Origin of the sequence: Methyloglobulus morosus KoM1 (genome assembly GCF_000496735.2) — a bacterium.
GTDB lineage: Bacteria > Pseudomonadota > Gammaproteobacteria > Methylococcales > Methylomonadaceae > Methyloglobulus > Methyloglobulus morosus.
The window spans coordinates 1-25207 of sequence record NZ_AYLO01000133.1 but is presented as its reverse complement, the minus strand read 5'-3'; the positions used below and the strand labels follow the sequence as shown (position 1 = coordinate 25207).

At 46.7% G+C, this 25207-nt stretch carries 20 protein-coding genes; 9 read left to right on the top strand and 11 right to left on the bottom strand.

Features of this window, described 5'->3' with window-relative positions; translation table 11 throughout:
* Positions 1–225: 225 nt before the first annotated feature.
* Together MGMO_RS20695 and MGMO_RS16325 are read left to right on the top strand one after the other, a co-directional pair.
* Complete coding sequence (locus MGMO_RS20695; RefSeq protein WP_023496174.1) at positions 226–906, top strand: TVP38/TMEM64 family protein; 681 nt, start codon at positions 226–228, stop codon at positions 904–906.
* Entirely contained in the window at positions 893–2380 is a 1488-nt protein-coding gene (locus tag MGMO_RS16325) for a dihydrolipoyl dehydrogenase family protein (RefSeq protein ID WP_023496173.1), read from the top strand. The genes MGMO_RS20695 and MGMO_RS16325 overlap by 14 nt, the downstream gene beginning before the upstream one ends.
* 175 nt (positions 2381–2555) lie before the next feature.
* Here MGMO_RS16325 and MGMO_RS16320 read toward each other — a convergent pair whose 3' ends face one another.
* From MGMO_RS16320 to MGMO_RS16300, 5 genes are all read right to left on the bottom strand, one after another.
* A complete protein-coding gene (locus MGMO_RS16320) occupies positions 2556–3422 on the bottom strand; it encodes an EAL domain-containing protein (RefSeq protein WP_023496172.1) in 867 nt (288 codons plus the stop codon).
* A 402-nt stretch (positions 3423–3824) separates the two neighbouring features.
* Positions 3825–6023, bottom strand: a complete 2199-nt coding sequence (locus MGMO_RS16315; protein ID WP_023496171.1) for a family 2A encapsulin nanocompartment cargo protein cysteine desulfurase — start codon at positions 6021–6023, stop codon at positions 3825–3827.
* On the bottom strand, positions 6010–6927 hold the full coding sequence (locus tag MGMO_RS16310) for a family 2A encapsulin nanocompartment shell protein (protein ID WP_023496170.1): 918 nt from the start codon (positions 6925–6927) through the stop codon (positions 6010–6012). The genes MGMO_RS16315 and MGMO_RS16310 overlap by 14 nt, the downstream gene beginning before the upstream one ends.
* Positions 6928–6951: 24 nt before the next feature.
* The gene (gene epsC / locus MGMO_RS16305; RefSeq protein ID WP_023496169.1) at positions 6952–7926 is read right to left on the bottom strand and encodes a serine O-acetyltransferase EpsC; all 975 of its coding nucleotides are present in this window, start codon (positions 7924–7926) and stop codon (positions 6952–6954) included.
* Between the two features lie 475 nt (positions 7927–8401).
* The gene (locus MGMO_RS16300; RefSeq protein ID WP_023496168.1) at positions 8402–9430 is read right to left on the bottom strand and encodes a sterol desaturase family protein; all 1029 of its coding nucleotides are present in this window, start codon (positions 9428–9430) and stop codon (positions 8402–8404) included.
* Between the two features lie 415 nt (positions 9431–9845).
* On the opposite strand from MGMO_RS16300, the gene MGMO_RS16295 reads away from it, so the two are divergent.
* The 7 genes from MGMO_RS16295 to MGMO_RS16265 all read left to right on the top strand — a co-directional run bounded on the left by MGMO_RS16295 (position 9846) and on the right by MGMO_RS16265 (position 16585).
* Entirely contained in the window at positions 9846–10016 is a 171-nt protein-coding gene (locus MGMO_RS16295) for a YezD family protein (protein WP_082458409.1), read from the top strand.
* 16 nt (positions 10017–10032) lie between these two features.
* The gene (locus tag MGMO_RS16290) at positions 10033–11634 is read left to right on the top strand and encodes an alginate export family protein (protein ID WP_023496166.1); all 1602 of its coding nucleotides are present in this window, start codon (positions 10033–10035) and stop codon (positions 11632–11634) included.
* A gap of 89 nt (positions 11635–11723) precedes the next feature.
* Positions 11724–12731: a sulfate ABC transporter substrate-binding protein gene (locus MGMO_RS16285; RefSeq protein WP_023496165.1), complete on the top strand. Its 1008-nt coding sequence runs from the start codon at positions 11724–11726 to the stop codon at positions 12729–12731.
* A 128-nt stretch (positions 12732–12859) separates the two neighbouring features.
* A complete protein-coding gene (gene cysT, locus MGMO_RS16280; protein WP_023496164.1) occupies positions 12860–13684 on the top strand; it encodes a sulfate ABC transporter permease subunit CysT in 825 nt (274 codons plus the stop codon).
* A gap of 13 nt (positions 13685–13697) precedes the next feature.
* On the top strand, positions 13698–14561 hold the full coding sequence (gene cysW, locus MGMO_RS16275; protein ID WP_023496163.1) for a sulfate ABC transporter permease subunit CysW: 864 nt from the start codon (positions 13698–13700) through the stop codon (positions 14559–14561).
* 30 nt (positions 14562–14591) lie between these two features.
* Positions 14592–15674 (top strand): sulfate/molybdate ABC transporter ATP-binding protein, encoded by a 1083-nt coding sequence (locus MGMO_RS16270; RefSeq protein WP_023496162.1) that lies wholly within the window; start codon positions 14592–14594, stop codon positions 15672–15674.
* Between the two features lie 14 nt (positions 15675–15688).
* Positions 15689–16585, top strand: a complete 897-nt coding sequence (locus tag MGMO_RS16265) for a LysR substrate-binding domain-containing protein (RefSeq protein ID WP_023496161.1) — start codon at positions 15689–15691, stop codon at positions 16583–16585.
* A 58-nt stretch (positions 16586–16643) separates the two neighbouring features.
* Here MGMO_RS16265 and MGMO_RS16260 read toward each other — a convergent pair whose 3' ends face one another.
* From MGMO_RS16260 to MGMO_RS16235, 6 genes are all read right to left on the bottom strand, one after another.
* Positions 16644–19040, bottom strand: a complete 2397-nt coding sequence (locus MGMO_RS16260; protein WP_023496160.1) for a tetratricopeptide repeat protein — start codon at positions 19038–19040, stop codon at positions 16644–16646.
* Between the two features lie 277 nt (positions 19041–19317).
* The gene (locus MGMO_RS16255) at positions 19318–20040 is read right to left on the bottom strand and encodes a hypothetical protein (protein ID WP_152976388.1); all 723 of its coding nucleotides are present in this window, start codon (positions 20038–20040) and stop codon (positions 19318–19320) included.
* Between the two features lie 20 nt (positions 20041–20060).
* Entirely contained in the window at positions 20061–21788 is a 1728-nt protein-coding gene (locus tag MGMO_RS16250) for a putative porin (RefSeq protein WP_023496158.1), read from the bottom strand.
* 21 nt (positions 21789–21809) lie between these two features.
* Positions 21810–22481, bottom strand: coding sequence for an energy transducer TonB family protein (locus tag MGMO_RS16245; RefSeq protein WP_023496157.1), 672 nt, complete (start codon positions 22479–22481; stop codon positions 21810–21812).
* 13 nt (positions 22482–22494) lie between these two features.
* Positions 22495–22899 (bottom strand): ExbD/TolR family protein, encoded by a 405-nt coding sequence (locus MGMO_RS16240; protein ID WP_023496156.1) that lies wholly within the window; start codon positions 22897–22899, stop codon positions 22495–22497.
* Positions 22900–22967: 68 nt separating this feature from the next.
* Positions 22968–24779, bottom strand: coding sequence for a DUF2341 domain-containing protein (locus MGMO_RS16235; protein ID WP_023496155.1), 1812 nt, complete (start codon positions 24777–24779; stop codon positions 22968–22970).
* Between the last annotated feature and the right edge of the window lie 428 nt (positions 24780–25207).

Genomic DNA, 25207 nt, shown 5'->3' with positions numbered 1-25207 from the left:
TTGTATTTTCCTGCTCCGGCATGAAGCGGGTCTTTCCGTAAGGATATTAAATACGGGGGAAATATGCAATCACTACGGCTACCTAGGCAACCAAATAATTATTCGGGCATAGCGGTTTCTTTATCAGTGTATTAGCTTGATAATAACAGGAATGCATTTGCAAATACCCGTAAAACTGAATATATACGTAATATTTAAGTCAACATTAAAGAGCCGAGGCTGACAATGACCCTATCTAAGACGCAGCTGATTGTGATTTTTGTGATATTGAATATCATCTTTTTTTCTTTTGATATGCACAACCTCCTAAGCCTGAACMCCCTCCAATCGCAACAAGACGCTATTCTGGCGTACCGTACACAATACCCTGCCTTGGCCGTATTAACCTATGGACTGGTTTACATCATCATAACCGGATTCTCGCTACCCGGAGCCGCCATGCTTACTTTAGTTGGCGGCACTTTGTTTGGCTTGTTCTGGGGGACCGTGATCGTATCATTCGCTTCTAGCATTGGTGCAACATTGGCGTTTCTGGCTGCCCGCTACTTATTTCGCGCCAGTGTGGAGCGTCATTTTGCTGAGTTTCTTACAACGGTTAACGATGGCATTGAGAAAGACGGCGCTTACTATTTATTTAGCTTACGACTGGTGCCGCTAATTCCATTTTTCGTCATTAATCTGGTCATGGGCTTGACTACGATGAAAACATCTACTTTTTATTGGGTTAGCCAGTTGGGCATGCTTGCCGGTACGGCAATCTATGTCAATGCGGGTACGCAACTCGCTACCATTAAGTCATTGTCAGATATTGCGTCGCCGATACTGATAGGTTCTTTTGCATTACTGGGGATTTTTCCGCTTATCGCAAAAAAAGTTGTGGAACATTTTTCTTATGACAACAAATAAAAAAACCTATAACTGGGTAAAACCAAAGAAATTTGATAACAATATCATTGTTATCGGCGGCGGCTCAGCGGGCCTAGTGAGCGCGTATATAGCGGCTGCGGTCAAAGCGAAAGTTACATTGATAGAAAAACACAAAATGGGTGGCGATTGCCTTAATACGGGTTGTGTACCCTCTAAAGCCTTGATAAGTACGACCCGCCTGCTTGCCGATGCCGCCCGTGCCAGGGAATTCGGCATTGCCAACTTAACGGCAGACTACAGCTTTGCCGATGTGATGGAGCGTGTACAGCGAGTGATAAAATCCATAGAACCCCACGATTCTGTCGAACGCTATCAAGATCTTGGTGTTGTTGTCATCGAAGGCAATGCCCGGCTCATTTCACCTTGGGAAGTGGAAGTCACCACAAAGTCGGGTACGCAGACGTTAACAAGCTTATCTATCGTCATTGCTACCGGCGCGCGTCCGTTAGTGCCGCCCATACCCGGCATAGAAACTGTCGATTATATAACTTCGGATACCATTTGGAATCTCCGCGAGCAACCCAAGCAATTGATTGTGTTGGGCGGCGGGCCAATCGGCTGCGAGTTGGCGCAATGTTTTGCTAGATTAGGAAGCCGCGTCACGATAATAGAAATGGCGTCACGGCTACTCATTCGGGAAGACGAGGATGCTTCAGGGTTGGTATTGTCACAATTTGACCAAGAGGGCATAACTGTCCTTCTTAGGTATACTGCAAAACAGTTCATCGTAGAAAATGGTGAGAAAATTCTGCTGGCGGAACATGAAAGCAAAACCGTTCGCATTCCATTCGATCAAGTGTTACTGGCATTGGGGCGAATATCCAACACATCAGGTTATGGCTTGGAAGACATCGGCGTGGAATTGTCGCCCAAACGCACCATTCAGGTCGACGGCTTTCAGGCGACTAATTATCCCCATATTTTTGCCTGCGGCGATGTGTCTGGGCCATACCAATTCACCCATACAGCGGCACATCAAGCCTGGTACGCAGCCGTCAACGGGCTGTTTGGCGACATCAAAAAATTCCGTACTGATTATTCCATCATCCCTTGGGCGACTTTTACAGAACCCGAAGTTGCACGGGTAGGCTTTAACGAACAAGAAGCCAAGGAACAAGGCATCAAATACGAAATCAGCAAATACGATATTTCCGATTTGGACAGGGCAATTGCCGATGGTAACGCCCACGGTTTTGTTAAGGTACTAACAAGACCTGGCACCGATAAAATTTTAGGCGTGACCATCGTCGGCAATCATGCTGGCGATCTCATTGCCGAGTTTGTGCTGGCTATGAAATACAAAATGGGTCTCAATAAGATCTTAGGCACCATACATATCTACCCAACACTGGCAGAAGCCAACAAATACGTTGCCGGAGTCTGGAAGAAAAACCATCTACCACTAAAATTACTACGCTGGGTGGCACGCTATCATGAATGGAAACGTGGTTGATGAGAGAAAGGCTATTTTTGTTCATCCTCTCCGGCAAGGTAAATTTAGTAAAATCTACAGGCACAATTCAAGAGTCATTAGGTTCCTATTAGGCAGCCTGTTATCAGTAAGGGACAGCTTTTATGGCTTACATACGTAGAACATGGAATTCCAGGCTCCCCATCAGTACCAGCATTTACGCACGGCTAAAGCTTTCAGGCTTTCTCGAATAATCAAAAGGAATTGCCCGGTAATAACTTCCCTCAACATAGTCGAAGCCCGAATGGTGGGCAAGCAAATCGGCTTTTTTGTCGTCGACATGTTGCAAGATGGTTTGGCTCTTTGTTATAGCACCCAACGTCATTAATGTGGCCAAGGTGTCCTCAACCATTGCCTTAGGAAGCTGTTCCAAGGCCCTAGCCGAGACGAATAGATACTGCGGCATCAACTGGGCAATTAAATCAGTCATCGCCTTATCGGTGGGAAGAATGTCAAATTTAAGGGCGATTTGATAGCCCTGCCGTCGATAATTTTCAAGTCCTTCGAGCAATTTCTGAAAATAATGGGCATATTGGTTGTAGACCGTCAAAACGACAACGATATTCTTTGTTTCCAGACCGGCTTTCGCAATGAAATCCTGAAAATACACACCATGATCTTTTTTGACGCCTAAAATATGGCGAGGATCAACGTCCAAAAACAAGAGTTGGTCGACAGGCAACAAGGTCAAATAATTCAAGATATGCACAGTTCGGGATAACCGGTCGAAAGTGATGATCGACTCCAAATTGCTGTGATAAGTCGCCCTGTCAGCCAATAAATTGGCAATCTCGTTTTCATGGACATAATGATTGGTGTTCGCTGCGACTTCGATTTGCGCGGCGTGTCCTATGATGCGGGTCGGCTTTGCGGATTGCCGGATCGGAGAAAATAGGCTGCCGATACGGATAGGCCCGAACAACCCATTAACGCTTTTGTCCTTCATTATAAAAGGACGGTAACTGAAATTTTGTTCATGCTCGAAAGCATCGTTAAAGACTTCAATGAGATGGTGTAACGACATTTTGTTACCTGTGGTTAAGGTTTAGGCTAAAACCTTTGATATAAAAGTTCTAGCCTAATAAAGTTCTAATAAAAAAAGGCGGGCTGTTAACCCGCCCAAGCAGCATCCCTGGAGAGGCGAGAACAACTTTCTAGGCATCCTTGCTTAGAAAGGCATCAAAAATAACCGATTGATTTGTGTTGCGACTATGCTAAGGGAAAAGCTATCTTTGATTAAACGATATATTTAGATTTGTTTATTACCAAGATAGATAAAAAGAAAGCTAAGACAGTATGATGTACATACCAATAAGACATCAGAAATTACTTGCACGCTTAGAAAATCAAATAACAAGGTGGGATGCCATTAAAAAAACTGGCACCCTACCATTGTCAAGAAACAAGTTGAAAGAGAATTGGTCTGTTATTTCGAATGTAAACGGTGGTTTTTATGTCCCAGTTGTCGGACGACATTTACCAAACGGTCGATTTCCTCATAAGTGTTGTAAAAAGCGATTGACGGCCTTACCGTGCTTTCCAGGCCATAACGTCGGAGAATGGGTTGAGCGCAATGATGCCCTGAGCGGACGGCAATTCCGGCCTGGTTTAGCGCCGACCCAATTTCTTCAGTACTGTGCCCAAGCAACACAAAAGAAAGCACGCTGGTTTTCTCTTTTGCTGTGCCGATTAAACGGAGACCGGGAACACTCCGTAAACCTTCGGTGGCATAATGCAATAATTCGTGTTCATAGCGCGCGACATTACTGATGCCGATCCTGCTCAAATACTCCAACGCCGCGCCTAATCCGACCGCATCGGCAATATTGCCAGTACCCGCCTCGAATTTAGCCGGAGCCGGTTGATAGGTGGTCTGTTCAAAGGTAACATCGTCGATCATATTGCCGCCGCCTTGCCAGGGTTGCATGGTTTCGAGCAATTCGGTTTTCCCATATAACACCCCGATGCCCGTTGGACCGAATATCTTATGCCCTGAAAACACAAACCAGTCACAATCCAGGGACTGTACATCAACACCTAGATGCGACACCGATTGGGCGCCATCCAGTAAAACCCTGGCTCCGACACGTCGGGCCATTGCAATCATCTCTTGAGCAGGTGTGATAGTGCCCAAGGCATTAGAGACGTGAGTAAACGATACCAACTTGGTGTGCGAGCTCAGTAATTTCTGATACTCGGCTAATAGTACTTGGCCATCGTCATCGACCGGAATCACTTTCAGTATTGCGCCGGTTTCGGCACATAGCTGTTGCCAAGGGACAATGTTGGCGTGATGTTCCAACCAACTGATGATAATTTCGTCGCCTTCATTAACAGATTGGCGTCCCCAACTTTGGGCGACCAAATTGATGGCTTCGGTGGAACCGCGGACAAAGATAATTTCCGAGGACGAATCCGCGTTGATAAAGCGTGCAACGGTATCGCGTGCACCTTCGTAAGCATCCGTCGACCTTGCCGCCAATTCGTGCGCTGCACGGTGTATATTGGAATTCTCGTGTTCATAGAAGTACGAAAGGCGGTCAATGACAACCTGCGGTTTTTGCGTGGTTGCCGCATTATCTAACCAAGCCAGTTGATGGCCATTGACGCGTTCCTGGAGAATAGGAAAATCGCGGCGCACGGCCTGGACATCAAAAGGCGGATGAGCAGAACCCAGCGCCGGCGCATTCAATCCGGCAGCTTTCGCTTCATCAAGAAAATAAAAGCCCGAAACCGAGCCGCTGCTTGTAGGGGCTCGCCCGGGAGGTTGCGAATAAGCGGCAAAAAGCTGTTGCAATTCGGCTTCTCCCGGTAAACCATAGGTTTGGGGAGAAAGGCCAGCGACCCATGAAGGGTCAAAGTTTCCCCGCAAATTTGATAACTCTGGAATGTCCACTGGACTGGGGTAATCTGGAATTGAACTCTTGGCCGAACTTGCGCTTTTCGGGATTTTTCCTGTCGCCGCATTGGCTCCGGCAAAAAGTTTTTGTACTTCGGATTCCGAAGTCTGGGGTGAAACTCCTGTTGCTACGGATTTTTCTGTGGCCGGTGCCAATTCGCCGGACAATTGCTGTACCGGTCCAGTAGACGGGATGGTAGAAATTGAACGGGTGTCAATCGTTCCGGGCAGGGGGCTTTCAGAAGGAGGACTCGACACCAGTAGCCGTTGCAATTCTGCTTCTCCAGGAAGGCCATAATCGTGCGGAAAAATACCCGCTAGAACTGACGCGTCCAAGCCTGACAAGGACGATGCTAAGTCATTGGCTATTCCTGAAGAGGGCGGCTTGCCATAGCCTGAATCGGTATTAAGATGATTCGGGATGCTCTCGAAAGATGGCTTTTGTGAAGCGAAAAAATGCCGAACTTCCGCTTCTCCTGGCAAACCTACCCCTTGGGGCGTACTACCGCTTAATCCGATTTTATTTGCTCCAGGCAAGTGCGACGCCAATCCTACCGGTATTGCCGTTGAGGCGGCATTTAGTCTTGAACCATCGCAGGGTAGCGCTGAAAATAGTTCATTGGCAAGTTTAGTCAGATGGCTTATGTCCGGTAGCGCTTCAGCCCCTAAACTTTCCGCAAGCCCTTGTGGGTTAAGGTAGGCTTTATCGAAATCACTTATAGTCATGGTACTTGCCTACTTCGACGTTCTCAAGAACACCAAGGGCATCGTCCGTCAACACAGCCAGTGAGCAATACAACGATATCAGATAGGAGGCGATTGCTTTGTGGTTGATACCCATAAATCGGACAGAAAGGCCCATGCTCAATTCGCCGGTTAGATTGGGCTGGTAAAGCCCCACCACGCCTTGACGGCTTTCACCCGTGCGTAACAACAAGATATTGCTCTTACCTTGGGTTACCTTGACCTTGTCAGAGGGGATTATCGGCAGGCCACGCCAGGACAAGAATTGGGAACCGAACAAGGTAATAATTGCAGGCGGCACACCACGACGAGTGCATTCACGGCCAAACGCGGCAATGGCCTGCGGATGTGCCAGGAAAAACGCAGGTTCTTTCCAAACTCGGGAAATCAGCTCATCCAAGTCATCAGGTGTTGGCGCACCGGTACGCGGCTGCACTTTCTGTGCTGGCGCAACGTTATTGAGCAAACCGTATTCGGCATTATTAATCAACTCGCTTTCTTGACGTTCTTTGATAGTTTCGATGGTCAAACGTAATTGTTCGTGAATCTGGTTATGTGGGCTGCTGTACAAATCAGCTATACGGGTATGCACGTCAAGTACGGTATTGACCGCATTTAAGCGATATTCGCGACCCCATTCTTCATAATCGACAAACGTTTGCGGCAGTTCCTTTTCATCGAGACTGGAACAATCAACGAGCAGGTTGGTTTCATTTTTAACTTTGTTCACCCGATAAATACCGGCCTCAAGGGGTGTCCAATGTAAAAGATGAACCAACCACCGAGGGGTAATGGTTGATAACATTGGGACGGTCTTGGTGGCATTTGCGAGTGTACGTGCGGCGACATCGCCTAATGCGGTATTGGCTTGATGGATATCGGACATTTAAGGTCTCCTAATAGTTAACGGTTAATTTAGCTCTGACCTTTGTTGATCGGCCGGGGTTGTCGCTTGAATCGATGACACTTCGTGTTGTTCTTGGTGCGCTTTCGCTTGGGTAATCTGACTTCCTGGCGGTACGCTCTGGGTTAACCAGACATTGCCTCCAATAACCGAGCCTGCGCCAATGGTAATGCGGCCCAATAAGGTCGCGCCGGCATAAATGACGACATTGTCTTCAACAATAGGATGCCGTGGATAGCCTTTGACCAATACGCCATTTTCGTCCTCAGTGAAACGCTTGGCCCCTAAGGTAACTGCTTGGTACAGTCGGACATGTTTACCTAAGATGGCGGTTTCTCCGATTACGACACCGGTACCGTGATCTACAAAAAAGCTGTTGCCAATTTGTGCACCTGGATGGATATCGATACCTGTCGCCGAATGGGCGATCTCGGAAATAATGCGGGCAACCAGCGGAACGCCAAGTTCATGCAATGCATGCGCCAAACGATAATGGACTACCGCAGTGAGCCCCGGATAGCAGACTAGCACTTCGTCAATATTGTGGGCGGAAGGGTCACCTTCGTATGCCGCTTGCAAATCTGTATCCAATACCGCCCTGATGTTGGGTAGTTTGGTCGTGAACCGGTGAGTAATCGCTTCAGCTTCAATTTCACAATCCATTTCCAACCCTTGTTGCTCCGCCTTGAAAATCAATTCCAGACGAATTTGCTGGTACAAATCGTTTAGGGCTCCGCTTAAAATATGCCCAACGAAATAATCGACCGCTTCAGCGCTCAAATCAGGTTTCCCCAGTCGGTGAGGGAATAGCGCGGCGCCTAATTGATCGACTAATCCCGCCAAAATTTTGCGCGACGGCAAACGTGGCGGATGCTCAAGACGTCTGCGGCTTTCTAAAGAGCCCAGTCGCAATTGCCGTAGTGATGCAACGCATTCTTCAACGCCCCACTGACGGCTTGTTTTTGAGTAAATTGAATTCATGCTTGTTCAACGTATTGAAATAATATAAAAAACATGGTCATCCCATTCCGAATATGACGACACACCAAAATTTTGGGCAAAAAAAAACCAGTGGCCTTAGCGGGCTCACTGGCTTCCGGTTGTCCGGTCAGCATACTCATTTTGTTTTAGTGTCTGCTATTCGTTACTCCCTGTCAAGTAGGGTTTATTGAGAATTTTGATATTTTAGCGGAGAGCAATTAAATTTCTGATGCGGATATTATTGTTACCGGCCTACCAAAAAACAAAAAAATGGGCGGGTTGCTTAACCCGCCCTGAGTCCCAGAGAGGTAGGAGAACAATTTTTCATTCTGCCAATAAAAAGTTGAGTAAAGTTTGCTTCACCTGAGTTACATTCTATCTGCGCTTGAATTTGTCGTTAAACGATATAATTAGATTACTTAATGACAAGACGAGATAACCTCGTTGCAAACTTTAGGAATCTACCCGCATTGAATTAACAACAAACCTGCCGCTTTGGATAGGCAGTGTGTCTGCCACTCTTTTTTGACGAATCCTGGTTCTTCTTCCCATAAACTTGTTTAATAATTTCCTGTTTGGCCTCTAGCCAATCCTTAATATCATTCCCAGGTAAAAAATTGCGTTTTTCCGCTTTATAGTAAGCGGCTACAGCGATCATGCTTTCCAGTTCACTCGGATTGACCACATTAACCGATTTAGAGGTAACCCTCCAGAAACCAGACACGACCAGCCCGAATAAGTCGTTTGGACAAGACTCCCTAATGCCGAGGGCTTCCGGTTGGCTTTCGTTTAAGTTGCCAAACAAGCGATCCCAAATAGAAAGCACCGAACCATAATTGCTGTCGTGTTCGTACCTTTGCGTGGAATGGTGAAGACGGTGCAGGTAAGGGACAATGATCAAATAGCCCAATAGCCTCTCTCCGTTGAAAGTGAGGTTGCTATGATGGAACATTGAGGACAGGGCCGTAAGGGTTTCGTTCCAGATAAGCGTTTCCTTGTCAATTCCAAAGCCAATCACATAAGCCAACTTAAAGCTCATCATCGTTAAATGATCCAGCACATGCACCCGAAATGCCGTTGAAACATTAACCGTCAAATCGCTGTGGTGGATACGATGAAACTGCCAAAACCATGGAAACTTATGGCTAGCCCAATGCCATAAATAAAGCGTCAGGTCGAACAGCAAAAAGGATAAAACGGCCTGTGTTAGCGGCGACAAACCATCCAACAGGCTCGAATCGGAATACCCCTCGGCCCATACCAGCAACGTGGATACCGACAGCAACGGCAAAATAAGGTTGTTGAACAAGAATAAGCTGATATTTGTCGTGTAAGAATGCCGCAAAAGGGCTAACGGCCATTGCCGCCAAAAGAAACGAAGCTCCAATATTGAAAATAAAACAAATACACCCAGCACACAAAATCCCGGGACATAAGCCGTATCATTGTTCATTAGACCAATGTCGAAACGATACTGCTCGCCTGAAATCTCTCTATTTGACATATCTCATCCAACCATAAGGCCTGGTTTCAACAGCTTGGTACAACGTGCCCTTAATGCTTACTTGCCGTTCTCGTTTTAAAAAAATCCTACCTAGCAATGCGGAAATATCAAAACGACGAAATGGCATTTAGCCATCTAATTTTTTGATAAAACCTAAATTGAAACAAAAAGATAAGCTGATAGTAGATCAGGTTGATGAACCAAAACAGCTTGAAGCTTGACTGCGCGGCTAATTAAATCAGGTTCGACTTTCTTATCCTGAATAAACCCGCAGCAATAATGTATATCTTATTAGTAGATATAATTATCGAAATTTATCGTTAAAACATAATTAGATATTGCCTTATGCTTTTGTCAACTTAAGTGTCAACCGCTCAAAACGAGATAGCTAATGATGACAATGGGAAAACACGAAATGCATAAACCAAACCCTGACTTTGACCTCGGCTTACAAATTTTGCAAGCCGTGAAAGGGATACGCTTTGGCTCGGTCGAAATTATTATCCACGACGGCAAGGTCGTGCAAATCGAACGGAAAGAAAAGCTGCGCTTCGAAAACAGGGCGACACTGAATACAAAATCTTAGTTCTACCGTACCAACGATGAAAAATCTCAACAATTTTAGCCTTGGGCTGACCGGAACGCCGGAAGTCATAACGGAAAATAAATTTATAAACGGAACGATCCATTCAGTTCAAGGGGAAGAGATGAAGCAAACAATAAATAAGATATGGGCATCGAGCCTATTCGGGGTTTTCCTGGTATTGCCGGGACTCACGAATGCCGAGGATTATTACCGCAGCACCCTCGCCTATCGGCTAGAGCCGGAGACCGACCCGCCTAGGTACGTACGGAATTTGGGCAAAACCCAGTTCGAGCAATTCCGGGATATCGACTGGCTGGATGTGGGACTGGATTTTCGTACCCGCTACGAGTACCGGGAAAATGATTTGCGGCCAACACCGACGAGCAACACCAGCAGCACAGATTACCGTCCTGACCCCGACAACCTCTGGTTACTGCGTACCCGTGCCTATGTCGGCGTTCACGATATCCTCGACCCGTTACGGTTTGCTGTCGAGTTCCAAGATTCTAGGAGCTACAACGGGTTATATGAGCGCAGTGAGTCCGATGTAAATGAATTTGAGTTGATTCAAGGTTATGCCGAATTGTATTTTAAGGATTTGCTTGGGCATAACAGGCCCTTGAGTATACGTGCGGGGCGGCAATCCCTCGAATTGCTTGACCGGCGACTGATCGGCAACAACCAGTTCCGTAACACCACTAACAACTTCGAAGGATTTCGGGTACGTTTCGGCAAAAAACAGAACGATTGGGATCTGGATACCTTTGCGTTTCAGCCTATTGAAAGGTTGAAATACGAATTCGACCGTCCCGACGAGCACACTTGGATTTACGGAGGCGTACTCAGTCTAAGGCAATGGTCGGACTTTATTACTATCCAGCCATATTTCCTTGGGCGAAAGGTTGACGGCGACCCCTTCAATCCTGCGAATAGCACAGCCATCACCGACCAGGATATCTATGCGCCCGGCTTAAGGGTGTACGGGCTTATCGGTGAGAGCGGCGTTGATTTCGATGCCGACCTCAACAAGCAGTTTGGCCGCCGTGGGGCAATCCGGGACGGCAAGCAAGTGATGGAGCAGCATGATGCGCTTGCCTATGCGATAGAGCTGGGTTACAGCTTCGACCACGACTGGAAGCCGCGGGCCAGTGTGTTTTATGGCTACGGCACCGGAGATAAAAGTTCCAAGGATGCTGTGAACAACCGTTTTGATGTATTTTACGGCTTTAACCAACCCTGGTCGCGGAACGATTATTTCTCCTGGGACAACATCCATGCCCCCAAAGCCAGGATCGAATTTACGCCCTATAAGGATGTGAAGATCGATACGGCTTACAGTGCTTATTGGTTGCAAAGCGAAACTGACGGCTTCAGGCGGGCGAACTTGCGCGACCGTGACGGCAAAAGCGGCAGCTTTATCGGCCACGAATTCGATATTCGGTTGCAACACAAGCTTAACCCTTATGTCGATTGGAGCTTAAGTTATGCCCGCTTTGAACCCGGTAATTTTACCCGTTCGTTTAACGATCCGGTGAATGGCCCATTCACTGACCAAGCCAGCAACTTCTTCTATTTTGAAGTTTCGTTGAACGCGTTCGGCGACGGCAAGATTAACTGATTGTTAACTATCGACAGGAATATAAGTTCCGTTACTTAACCCATGGCTGAAATGGATTTCGGCTAACTTAACACTTACAAGGTAAGACAATGATCAAATCAAGGTTAATTCAAATTGTAGTAAGCATTTTTGCCCTTTTCTTGAGTTCACAAGCTTTCGCTGAAAGGACAATGCTCAATGTCTCTTACGATCCGACCCGCGAATTGTACAAGGAATACAACCCTTTATTTATTAAACACTGGCAGGAACAGACCAAAGAAACGGTAGATGTCCAGCAGTCGCATGCCGGTAGCGGCAAGCAATCGCGCGCCGTCATAGACGGTTTGGAAGCCGATGTAGTTACTCTGGCGCTGGCTTACGATGTCGACCAGCTCTACAGTAAAGCGCGGTTAATTCCGGAAAACTGGCAAACCTTATTGCCAAGCAACAGTTCGCCTTATACCTCGACCATCGTTTTTGTCGTGCGCAAAGGAAATCCAAAACAAATCAAAGACTGGTCGGATTTGACCAAAGACGGCGTCGGCATTGTGACACCCAATCCAAAAACTTCTGGTGGCGCGCGCTGGAATTACTTGGCTGCTTGGGCTTATGCCTTAAAACATAACAGTAACAGTGAAGACACCGCCAAGGCCTTTGTTGGCAAGTTGTTTAAAAATGCTGCAGTCCTGGATACCGGCGCGCGCGGTTCGACAACCAGTTTTGTCGAACGTGAAATCGGGGATGTCTTGATTACCTGGGAAAACGAAGCGTACTTGGTATTGAAGGAATTCGGCCAGGATAAATATGAAGTCGTCACACCATCGTTCAGTATTTTGGCGGAACCACCCGTAACGGTCGTAGAAAAAGTTGCCAAGAAAAATGGAAATGTAGATATAGCGAAAGAATATCTCAATTATCTGTATAGCAAGGAAGCCCAGGAAGTGATTGCCAAAAATTTTTACCGGCCTATCGATAAAGAAGTTGCCGCGAAATATACAAAGCAGTTCCCTGATATTGAGCTGGTGACCATTTCGGAATTAGGTGGATGGAATGATGTGCAAAAAAAGCATTTTGCCGATGATGGCATCTTCGACCAAATTTACGACCAGGGTAAATAACCTAGGACTGGCTTGGCCTTAATGAAGTTTTGGAAGCTTCATTAAGGCATGGCTGGAAAGGCTTTATAGTTTCGGTTTGCACACAAACCTAATTAGCAAAGTGGACAACCACAGGCGGAAATCAAACAATGTCACAAAGTCAAATCATGCCGGGATTCAAGCCAGCACTGGGTTACACCCTGGTTTATTTAAGCCTGGTCGTACTCATTCCCTTGAGTACCCTGGTATTTAACAGTTTCCAGCTCAGTTGGGAGGATTATGTCGCCATTATTACCCATAAGCGCATTATTGCTTCATTCCAGGTCAGTTTCGGCAGCGCATTGATCGCGGCGGCGGTCGCCAGTTTTTTCGGCCTCGTTATCGCCTGGGTGTTAGTCCGTTATTCGTTTACCGGCCAGAAGTTAAGCGATGCACTTATCGACCTGCCGTTCGCCTTGCCGACAGCGGTTGCCGGTATCGTGCTTGCCACTATTTTCCAACCGGGTGGCTTTTTGGGGAACTTATTGCTTGAGGGCTTTGGCATTCAAGTGGCGTTTAAACCTCTGGGGATCGTGGTGGCGCTAATTTTTATCAGTATTCCCTTTGTGGTGAGGACGATTGAACCCGTGCTGCTTGAGTTCGACACCTCCATGGAGGAAGCGGCGGCCAGCATGGGGGCTTCACGCCTGCAAATTTTTACGAAAATTATTTTCCCCAATATTTTTCCCGCCTTGTTGACCGGATTCGCATTATCTTTTGCCCGCGGTGTGGGCGAATACGGGTCGGTGATCTTTATTGCCGGGAATTTGCCTTATGTGTCTGAAATAGTGCCACTGCTTATTGTCACCAAGCTAGAACAATACGACATGGAAGGCGCGACGGCAATTGCCTTAACGATGCTGGTGATTTCATTCGCCATGCTGTTGGTTATCAATTTACTACAGCACTGGGTACGCAAACGCTCTGGACAATGATAAGGAAACTCCCATGACAGCTATCACTCAAGAAATCAACAATCCAAAAACGTCGGTCACGGCTTCAGCCTTGCGCGACCCCGATTGGCTGAAATACGGCTTGATTGCCGTTGCCTTGAGCTTTATTTTCCTGTTCTTATGCTTACCGCTAGGGTTGGTCGTATTCCAGGCCCTTTCCAAAGGCTTCGGGGCGTTTTTGTCGGCTTTGAGCCAAGCGGATACGTTGGCCGCGATGAAATTAACCTTGTTGACGGCATTGGTGACTGTGCCGCTAAACACCGTTTTCGGTATCGCTGCGGCCTGGTCCATAACCCGGTTTGAGTTTAAAGGGAAAAGTTTCCTGACGACATTGATCGATTTGCCGTTTTCCGTATCGCCGGTGATTTCCGGGGTGATTTTTGTCTTGCTGTTCGGGATGCAAGGCGCGTTCGGGGAATGGCTAAGTGACCACGACATTAAAATCATATTCGCCGTTCCAGGGATTGTCCTGGCGACCTTGTTCGTGACCTTCCCTTTTGTGGCACGGCAGCTAATTCCGTTGATGCAGGAGATGGGTTGTGAGGAGGAGGAAGCGGCACTTTCCTTGGGTGCTAGCGGCTGGCAAATGTTTTTCCAAATCACCTTGCCGAATATCAAGTGGGCATTGTTGTACGGCGTATTGTTATGCAACGCCCGCGCGATGGGGGAGTTTGGGGCGGTTTCGGTCGTATCCGGCCACATACGGGGATTGACGAACACCTTGCCGCTGCATGTGGAAGTCAGTTACAACGATTACGATGTTGTCGGCGCGTTTGCCAGTGCTTCAATTTTGGCGAGCCTGGCCATTGTCACACTGATCTTAAAAACGTTGCTCGAATGGAAGCAAGGTACCCGATAACCGTAAAAACCAAATGTGAGATAACTATTCATGAGCATTGTCCTATCCAATATCAGTAAAAAATTCGGTCAATTTTCGGCCTTAGACCATATTGACCTCGAAATTCCAGAAGGTGAATTAGTTGCCTTGCTCGGCCCTTCCGGTTGCGGTAAGACTACGTTATTACGTATTATCGCCGGACTCGAACGGCCTGATGACGGAAAAGTCTTACTAAGCGGTGAAGACAAGACAGACCATGACGTACGCAAACGCGGCATTGGTTTTGTATTCCAGCATTATGCCTTGTTCCGGCATATGACGGTCTTCGATAATGTCGCATTTGGGTTACGGGTCAAGCCGACCAAAACTAGGCCCAGCGAAGCTATTATCCGCAAGAATGTCCATGACCTTTTAAACTTGGTACAACTGGATTGGTTGCATGATAGGTTTCCCGACCAACTTTCCGGTGGGCAACGCCAGCGTATTGCATTGGCACGGGCGTTGGCGGTCGAACCCAAAGTGTTGCTGCTGGATGAGCCCTTCGGTGCCTTGGATGCCAGCGTTCGTAAGGAACTGCGCTTATGGCTGCGGCATTTGCATAATGAGCTGAATGTCACCACCATCTTCGTCACCCACGACCAAGAAGAGGCGATGGAAGTCGCCAGCCAGATTGTCGTCCTGAACCACGGCAAGATCGAACAAAAAGGCACGCCCACCCAGATTTACGACGAGCCAAAAAATGATTTTGTGTCCCAGTTTATCGGCCATACCAATGTTTTTCACCTTGAGAATGATGGCGACACTTGGCTGAAAGGCTCCAGTATCGTCCTCGACAATACCGACGGTATTACGGCCCATGTAAGGCCGCATCATATCGGCGTTGAAAAACTCGATGAAAATGCCAGCTCGCCGATTAGCTTGAAAGATTGGCAACATTTAGGTGCAACTATCCGCTTGGAATTGACAAATGACGAATTTAAAGGGACGGCCAAAGTCATTTACGCCGAGATGCCCAGTGACCAGTTTAAGCAATCTCGGTTAAAAAAGGGCGATAAGGTTGCATTATTCATCCGGCAAGCGCACTGGTTCAATCTGGAAAAACCGCATGTACCCGAAGCGGCAACGAATTTTTAGAGTTGACTCGCGTAATGAACTTAAACCAACTCGAAATTTTACACCTGCTTCAAGAGACGAATTACAACCTGACGAAAACGGCGGAAAAAATGCACGTTGTCCAGTCTGCCGTGAGCAGGCAGTTAATGATGCTTGAAGAGGAAATAGGTACGCCCTTGTTCATGCGGCATGGTAAGCGTCTATTGGGGCCAACGCGATTGTGCGAGCAAATATTGGCAGAAGTCGATTCCGTCAACCAAGCGAAGCGCAATATCCGGCAAATCGCTGACGATTACCTGGATATCCGTAACGGCACATTGCACATTGCTACGACCCACACGCAAGCACGGTATTTTTTACCCACCCCCATCAGCCGATTCAGGGAAAAATTTCCTTGGATCAAAATCTATATGGAGCAATCGTCGCCATTAAACTTAATTAACTTGCTACATCAACATAAAGCCGACATTGCTATTTGCACCGAAAGAATGGTGGAGGATGAAAAGCTGGTTCTCAAGCCTTGCTATAAATGGCACCACATTGTCATTGTCCCTAAGGGGCATGAATTGTTGCAAGGGGAAATTACCTTACATCGATTGGTGGATTTTCCTATACTGACCTATAGCCAAGGTTTTACTGGGCGTAGCAATATCGAAAAAGCGTTTAATAATGTCGGTATTATGCTCGACATCACCTTGGCGGCCGCAGACTCGGATGTCATCAAGACCTACGTCCGGTTGGGCTACGGAATCGGCATTATTTCCAGCATGTCCTATGAACCGCACATTGATTCTGATATGGTGGCGTTGGATTTGTCCCATCTCATTCCTGTGTCGACAACCAAACTCGCGTACTTAAAACAAAGTTACCTTCCAAGTTATATGCGCTACTTTATTGAACAACTTGAGTCATCGTCGCCTGAAAATTATTGACAATGAAAGCGAAGAAAAAGGCCAAACAGGAAGATGGATAGCCTATTTTCACCTTTATTTAACCTGCAGCGCTTATTGACTTTAAGGTTTCTTTCGCTACGTCCTGGCCAATAAAATCAACTTTTTTATCCATGGCTTTCTGCAAAAATTCGCGCGCTAATGCGTTATTTTTTTGCTTATAATGTGTCATGCCCAAGTGATAGTTGCTTATTGCGGAGTCGGGGTCTAATGCGATGACTTTCAACAACAACTCTTGCGCTTTAGCAAAGTTGCCCTGTTTATAGGCTACCCAGCCCGCAGTATCCAGCATATTCGGGTTGTTGGTTTTGGTTAAAGGCTCAACCAGTTTGGCAGCCCGTTCCAAACCTGCGTCATCACCGAAATCGGACAAATAACTGGCCAGGTTATTGATGATTTCCATAGATTCAGGATGTTGCTTAAGGGCATCTTCATACAAGGCGATAGCCTTGTCGCGTTCGCCGTTGCTATGGTAAATTCCGGCCAAATCATTTACCAGATCCATAGAAGCCTCGGTTTTGTTGATGCCTTCCTGATAGGTTTTTATGGCATCAGCCTTATTGGATTGGGCTACATAAGCCATTGCGATCATGCGGTACGGGATTGACCAATTGGGTTTGATGGCAACCGCCTTTTTGAATGCGTCCATCGCTTCGGGGTATTTTTTGTCGCCGAGGTAAACCCCACCCAGCAAATTGTAAGCGACAAAGTTTTTAGGCTGTTGCTTGATAACTTCCTTTAATTTAGCGAGTGCTTTATCGGGCTGCTTAAGTGCGAGGTAACTTTTAATCAGTTGTGTCATCGGTTCAACGGCATCAGGTTGTTTTGCCAATGCGCTTTCAAAGGCGGGGACACTCTGGTCGATTTTTCCTTCAGCTTGATAAGCCAGGCCCGACAAAAAATACCCTATGCCTTCGTTAGGAAAGGCTTCTGCCAAGCGTTTTGTGGTTTCTTGCGCTTTATCCCATTGTTTTTTTGCCATGTAAACTTTATAGGCTGTCTCCAAGCCCAGCTTGCTGTTTGGGTTGGCTTTTAAGACCGCATCAATTTGTTGCATCGCCTGATCGGTAGCGCCGGTTTGTTGTAATAGGGTGGCTAGATCAAGTTTCGCCGATTCGTCATTCGGCGCAATTGCAATGATTTTTTCCATATTTTCTTGCGCTAGCACAGGATCATTATTCATCATGTGTGCGGAGCTCAACAGTTTGAGTAGCCTGATATTTTGGGGCTGGTCAACTAGGACGGCGCGGAAGTCGTTGATTGCTTCAGGTATTTTTCGATCGGCCAACGCAAACTCGCCACGTAACGACAACGCATCGGCATCACGCGGATTTTCTTCAATAATTTGCTTTACCAATGCCTTGGCTTCATCTTCACGTTTAGTTGTCGCATAAAGCTTAGCAAGCTTGTTACGCGCTTTAATCGATTCCGGCCCTTGTTTATCCAAGGTAACAATCTCTTTTAACACGCCTTCTGCTTTTTCCGGGTGTTTTTGGGACATTTCTAACTCAGCCAGCATAAACCGTAAATCATACTGGTCAGGATTTTGTTCAATCATCGGGACTAATTCGGCGATAGCTATCTCCGGTGTCCGTTTGGCGATCAAGAATTCGATCAATAGCGACTTGGCAGCGATATCGTCAGGAAGGTCTTTGATGGCTGAGCGCAACACGGCTTCAGCGTTGTCCATCTGATTATTGGACAATAAAAATGAAGCCAAGGTTTTACGATGCCCTACCTGTTTAGGCTCTAACTTAATGATCGATTCAAGCGCTTCTTGTGCCTTGTCCAAGGCTTTTGTTTCCGAATACAACTGCGCCAGCATCAGTAGAGGGACTGTCTTGGTCGGATTCTTTTCGCTGTTTTTTTGTAGGATACTGATAGCTTGGTCAATTTTACCCATTTTGGCATTTAGGGAGGCCAGCAACATATTGGCGGAGACATCATCCGGTTGTTTTTTGAGGGCTGCGTCAATTTGGGTCAGTGCCGCATCCGTATTATTTCGGGAGGCCAGTACGCCTGCCATCAACACCATGCCTTCGACATTTTGTGGGTCAAGGGCTTGAACTTCCTTTGCCATTTTTTCCGCTTCATCGATCTTTTTCACTAACATATATACCTGCCCCATCCTTAACCTGGACATCAGGTGTTTGGGGGCTTCGTTGATGACCGCCAAATATTGGCTGACGGCAGATTGTAGTTCACCCAATTTGCTTGAAGCTTCGGCCATTTGAAAGCGCGCCTCAATGTCTTTAGGATCAATTTGCAATACATTCTTGAAAGACAGTTGCGCTTTCTTATAATCGCCGGCATCGAATAACTGTTTCCCTTCCGCCATGTATTTGGCCTTTCTTTCGCCTGAGCCGCCACAAGCCGTAACTAAACTGACGAGTGCTACAATGAGCAATATTTTCAAATCATGTGCTACTGGTTTCATCGGAAAATCCTGGTTAATTTGCTTGATGTTTTATAAAAACAAGAATACAGCTTTGATTATGTGTGAAATTTGGGTGGACTACTGATTGTCTAAGTCAATTAGGTACATTATAGCGGCTTCTAAACGACTTACAGGCATAATTGCTGCCGAGGCTTACATTGGTCAAATAATCATGTAATTAAAACATTTTTGACTTGTGAGAGGGAAGGGCGGTGTTTTTTGTTTAATCTTTAATTTTATTCAGCCCGTACAGTTCCCAATACATAATCAGCTGAATTTACGGTTTTTTAACACCTTGGCCTTCTTCCGTTTCTGGCTCATTATTGGCTTCTGGAGCCTTTACGTTGGCTGCGGTTATTTCCTTATGCGGGTATTTTTCTTTCCTTAGCTTGTCCTCATATCCCTGAATGAGGGTTTCCATTTCCACGCTATTGATCTGCAAGGCCGGTTCGGATGTCAATAAGCTATCCAACACCCCTTTGTTTTCGTAACTCTTTAGCACTTCCTTACCTGCCTTGAACATTTTTATGTTGTTCTCTTCGCAGTGTTGGAGTTCAGTTTTTGTCTGCCTTTGGACATCTTCCAGATTGGCATGATTGGCGCTGAGTGTATTCTTTTCCTGGTTGAGTGCCTTGTATTTTTCAATCACTTCCAATAATTTGGCATTGGTTTTTTCTAGCCGGTCAGTGATTGCCTCATTGTTGGTTTTCTGCGCGGTCAGCTCATTGCTTAAACGGTTCTCTACCGAAGCGGCTGATGATTCCGCTTCCGATTTTTCTTTTTTGAGTTTAGCGATATCAGCAGTCAGTTTTTCAGACTCGGTTTTAAGCGTGTCGCGCTCAGTTTTCAGTGCATCCCGCTCGGAGGTAATTTCCCTGACCATCGCTTGTAATTTTGCAACCGCCTTTCCGCCACCCCCGCTATCACGAGTTGCGGCATAGGCAGTACTAGACAAACAACTGCCCACTACCAGAATTAAAACCACTACTAATTTCATCATGTGAACCTGTTTTCCGGGCATTAAAACCGCGTGTTGATGTCCAGTTGTAATAAATCGACACCATACGGTGCTCCAGTAATCTCATTGGCGCTTAGCCAGCGACCGGTAAACCAAATATTCTTCGCCAAACCGTAATTGCCGCCAATCACCCAACCTTTGGCATTGGTGCCACCCAAGCGGAAGTCCGAATCGGTGAAGGCATCCAACACGGCATCCCGCTCTATGTATTTATATAAGCCGAACACATTCCAATGCCCGAATTGGTCGGTTTTAGGCCAGCCTAGATCCACCCTGACCTGCCAGGCATCGGTTTGCTCTTCTTGGTTTAGAGCCTGTGATCCTGATCGGACTGCCAGTACCGAGTTAACGTCTTTTTTGTTGTAACCTATGTTTTTCGCATAATCGCCACCTATAATAATGTGATAAGGCGCAAAGGCTGCGATGTCGTAGCTAAAGTTAGGGTTGATAATATTATAGTCGGCTGCTAGTCCAACCAAGCCCGTTGAGTTAAGCGGATTGGCAGAAGTGCCCTCACCACAAATTTCCGCTATGGTATTGCCACCCTGCATAAATTCTGGCACTGATGCGGCAATGTCGCGGCTCAAGCTATTGTTCAGATCACACGTACCAATTGGCGATGTATTCGGCCTGGCGACTGTATTGACATAATCGTAATAGGCGATACTCACCTTTAACTTGTTTTGGTTGTCAAAGCCCCAATCCATGCCAACCTGTCCACCGAACAGCCATTTGTCTTTTGAGCTGCGTTGAAACTCCTGTAACGGGAACGCGCCAATGGTGGAGAATACGGTCTTGGAATCGTCATTTATCGCATCTAGGCTGTCTGAACCCGCTAGGCGATGACGTGCTGTCGCAGCAAACCCTTCAAAGGACAGGTCTGTATCCCAAACCAACTCACTGCCACCGCTAAATTCACCGCCGCCGACATACCAAGGGTTTTTAATACGTCCACCCATCAGCGTGAGCCATTTAAAGCCGTCACTGTCGATATCATCATATTGGAGATAAGCCCGATCCACATTGAATTGATACTGGCCGCCAGTATTGCCCAGGGTTTGATTGGTTGATACGGGATCCCTCAAGTTACTGGTCGCCAAACGGATACCGGCTTTTAGGCTATCGTTAATTTTGGCATCAATTCCTAAACGAAATCTCTCACGGAAACGACTTCTGTTAGTCGTAGTGTTCAAAAATTGATCAAATCCCGCAGCGTTTAGTCCGCCCCTGTCATTAACGGTTAACCAATCAATAATACTATTCGCTTGATTGTCGGTTGCCATAAATTCATTCTGCGAACGCAAACGTATATCACCGGACAATTTGAAACGGCCTACCCATTCCGGCCAAGCGCCAGGCAAGCCCCATTTTTCGCTTTTGGCTTTTTGCATCACATCACTAACCACATCTTGGCGTAACTCGGCACGAACCTGCTGGCGAATATCCTCCTTAACAAAATCTGGCACGTAAGGAATACGGATTTCACCGGGTTCCGGTTTATCTGCTTCAGCGGTCGCCGCTTGCTGTCTTGCCTGGACTTCAGCATCGGCATCGGCCTGCTTTATCATTTCTTGAGCCATCTTTTCGGTCAAAACACCCTGTTTAACCAATTGCTGTATCAGGTTGGTTGTGGTATTACGCAACTTCAACAATTCTTCTTTTTCGCCTGCTTGAGCCAACCCTGCCAAACCGCAAAGCATAAAGGCTATTAGCTGTTTTTTATTATTCATTAAGTTACCTTGAATTTACATTTACAGTCTGACTGTTATTTTGAATTTGATGGGCTGTTCCATTGCTGGAGGAGGCGGTTCGTTTATTTTTTTTAATTTGTGCAGTGTTCGGTTCAACAGGTCGTCAATCTCCGGGTCATTGCTGCCCCTTGCCAGTTCTATTTTTTTTACTGTCCCATCGGCCTCTAGCCATAATTTACCGACAGCGGTATATCCTTTACGGCGTAGTTTTTCATTCTCCGAAAGCACGTCCCGTATTTCATTGGCTGCCATCTTGCCGTACCTGGCAAATGGGCTGCCGCCGCCACCGCCAAACAAGCCTCGACCACCTTTATGTCCCACCAATCCAAAGCCATCGGCTCCCGCCGTGCCTTCGGCATCCAGGCCTAAATCACCGGGCGGGGCTTCCTCGACATCTGGCAAAGGCTCAGGTTCGGGTTCCGGCTCAGGTTCAGGCTCCGGTTCTTCAATTTTTTCCTTGGGCGCTTCTGGTGGTTTTTCCACTTTCGGCGGCGGCGGCGGCGGGGGAGGGGGCTTGACCAACGTCACTTGTTGCGGCTTTTTTTCCCTCTTTTCCTTTTTGTCGCTTTTAAGGCCAACGACGAAATAAACCATTAAGCCAACGATGATAACGAGCAATAACCCACCCAAAATTTTCGGCAGATGTTTCCGATAATTTTTTTTCTGAGACATCGTGCGCCTTGGTTTACTTAGTCAGATTCTGCGTAACCAAACCGATCTGGGTAATATCCAATTTCGCCAACAAAGCCAGCACCCCCACTACCTTTTCGTATTGCACGGCGGCATCGCCCTTAATGACAACCGGCAATGCAGGGTTGACAGCCTTATATTGCTGCAAAGTTGATTCCAACAATTCCATGCTGACGGGAATGGTGTCCAAGAAAATAGTGCCGTCGGCAGTAATCGTAATGGCTTTGGTTTGTGGCTTGGCAAGGCTCGGTGTGTCGCTGGCTTTGGGCAAATTAACTGTGATGCCTTGTACCGCCGCCGTGGTCATCAAAATAAACACGATCAGCAGTACATAAGCCAAGTCCAACATCGGCGTGACGTTGATTTCGTCATAGGCCGCATTTTCTTCTTGTAATTTCATCGTTAATTCTCTCTAGCAGGATGTTTGTAAGATGGCACTATAAAAGCAGTGCCTTTCTTTAATCTTTATTAGGTATGTTGCTCGGTCAATTTGGCAACAAACTCATCGACAAACACATGCATATCGGCGGTAATTTCCTTGATGCGACCACCCAAATAGTTGTAGCCAAACAAACAGGGAATCGCCACTATAAGACCCGCTACCGTAGCGGTCAGCGCGCCTGCAATACCCGGCGCAATTGCATTGACATTCACTTCGCCACTGACCGCAATCGCAGCGAAGGTAATCATTACCCCTATTACCGTCCCTAACAATCCCAGGAACGGCCCACCACTGATTGCAATGGTCAGAAGAACCATTTGGGAATTCAATTTTTGCAATTCCCTGATTAAGGTTGCATCCATGGTTGCCTTTACCGCATTCATGGATTGGGCTGATAACACTTGATTGCTAGTCCCTTCGACTCTTTTCAAGCGATGGTTCATCTCTTCGACACCGACATGATAAATGCGATAAATCGTTGAACCCGCGTAAGCGCTATGATCTTTACTAAAGGACAATAACGAGAGCGATTCATCATCAGATTCTTCATCACTGCCATCATCTTCTGTGTTTAGCTTACCTAACTCTTGGGTTGCCAGCCGACTATAGGCCTGCTCAAATTTTTTATTGGCGTTGTGTACCCGGTTGAGGACTATGGCTTTAATAATCATGACCATCCAGCTAATCACAAACATGACACCCAAGATACCGATAATCACCCAACCGTCGGGGGTCACGCTTTTTAGCGATCCCATAATCAAGGATTCGCCGCCTTCCTCACTGTCAGGCGTGGTATCTTCGCCATACGACACTATGGCTGATGAAGCTCCCTGCATTTTGACGTCAAATTTAAGCGCATTCGCATCTTTCGCCACTTTAAAAATGGACAATTGGTCGATAGAGCCAATAAAGCCACGTCCGCCGGTTTCATCGGCACCGATGGTTATATCGCTAGTCAAATCTGGCAATTTCACCGGAAACGTACCCGCTGCATTTCCATCTAGGTAGACCGTAAGATTTTCTGTAGTAGCGACAATTGACAACTGTTGCCAAGTGGCTGCGGCCAAGGCTTTTTCTAAAGCAAAATCATGGCTGGCACTCGCTTCATCGACCACTTCAAGATGCGGTTTTAGGTCTTTTATTGCTAAAGTGAAGCTGCCCGTAGCCCCAGTCCTTTTAAACAGGACACCGTCGGGTTGCGCCTGGTCAATTTTTAACCACGTTGACAATGTCCAGCCAGTGACTGACGCCATAAGCAAAGAAGGCTTGGCGGGAACGCGGATGATTTGGCTACCGTTCAATACGCCGGCTTCACCGATCATGCCGCCCTCTGCACCCGTCGCCGTCGCTTCCGAAGGGTTGTTCGCATTGGCCGTTAAATCTTTAATGCCATTTTTGCCGAACGGATACGTCAAAACTTGGCTGACATCAAAAGTGCCAGCGGCATCTTGTCCGTCGACTGCGGTTTCGTTTCCGTAATACAGCCAAACAGCAGGTTCGGGCATTGTTGCGATGTCTTTGGGCAGTTTGACCCAAATCAGGGCCATTTCATTTACGGGATCGATTTTTTCAATATAAAATTTGAGCGGCGTTGTTTCGTCACCCGCCAAAATCCTAATGTCTTTGCCTTGTTCGGCAAGATCAAGAAAGTAGGTGAAATTGCCGGTATGCAACCGAATCAACGCAAACGCATCCTGCGGGATAGTCACGCCCTCTTTTTGAAGGGCTGGCATATCCAGGCTGATTTTTTTCTTATAACCCCATTCCTCATTCCACCAGGCGGAAGCGATTGAAGGCAGCAGGGACAACAAAATTAAGAACAAGCAAAAACGTTTCATTGATAGGTTACAGTATGGGTGATTAACTTATTAACTAGCACTGGCGTATTTATGGATGGAGATCACGTGACTTATTGAATGATCTCTAACAGAATTGGGCGTAGCGGTCTTCGCACTTTGTAAAATCAACAACCCACACAACACATATTCAATCAGGCTAAACAAGATCATTATTTCAAAGCAACGTGACATTTTTATTACAGGGAACAAACCAAGACTGCCTTGCCTAAATTTAGGCGCAAAGACAGATAATCCTTTACCTGTCTTTGGCAATTTGAAATTTCAAGAAGATTTAAACAATCAACGACTAACGCTTTTTAAGATTATAGATTCGGCCTTTTAATGTCTGAACCGTTCGTGCTGAGCCCTTCGACTAAGCTCAGGAGAGCCTTGTCGAAGCACACACCGCCTTTCGACAGGCTCAAGGC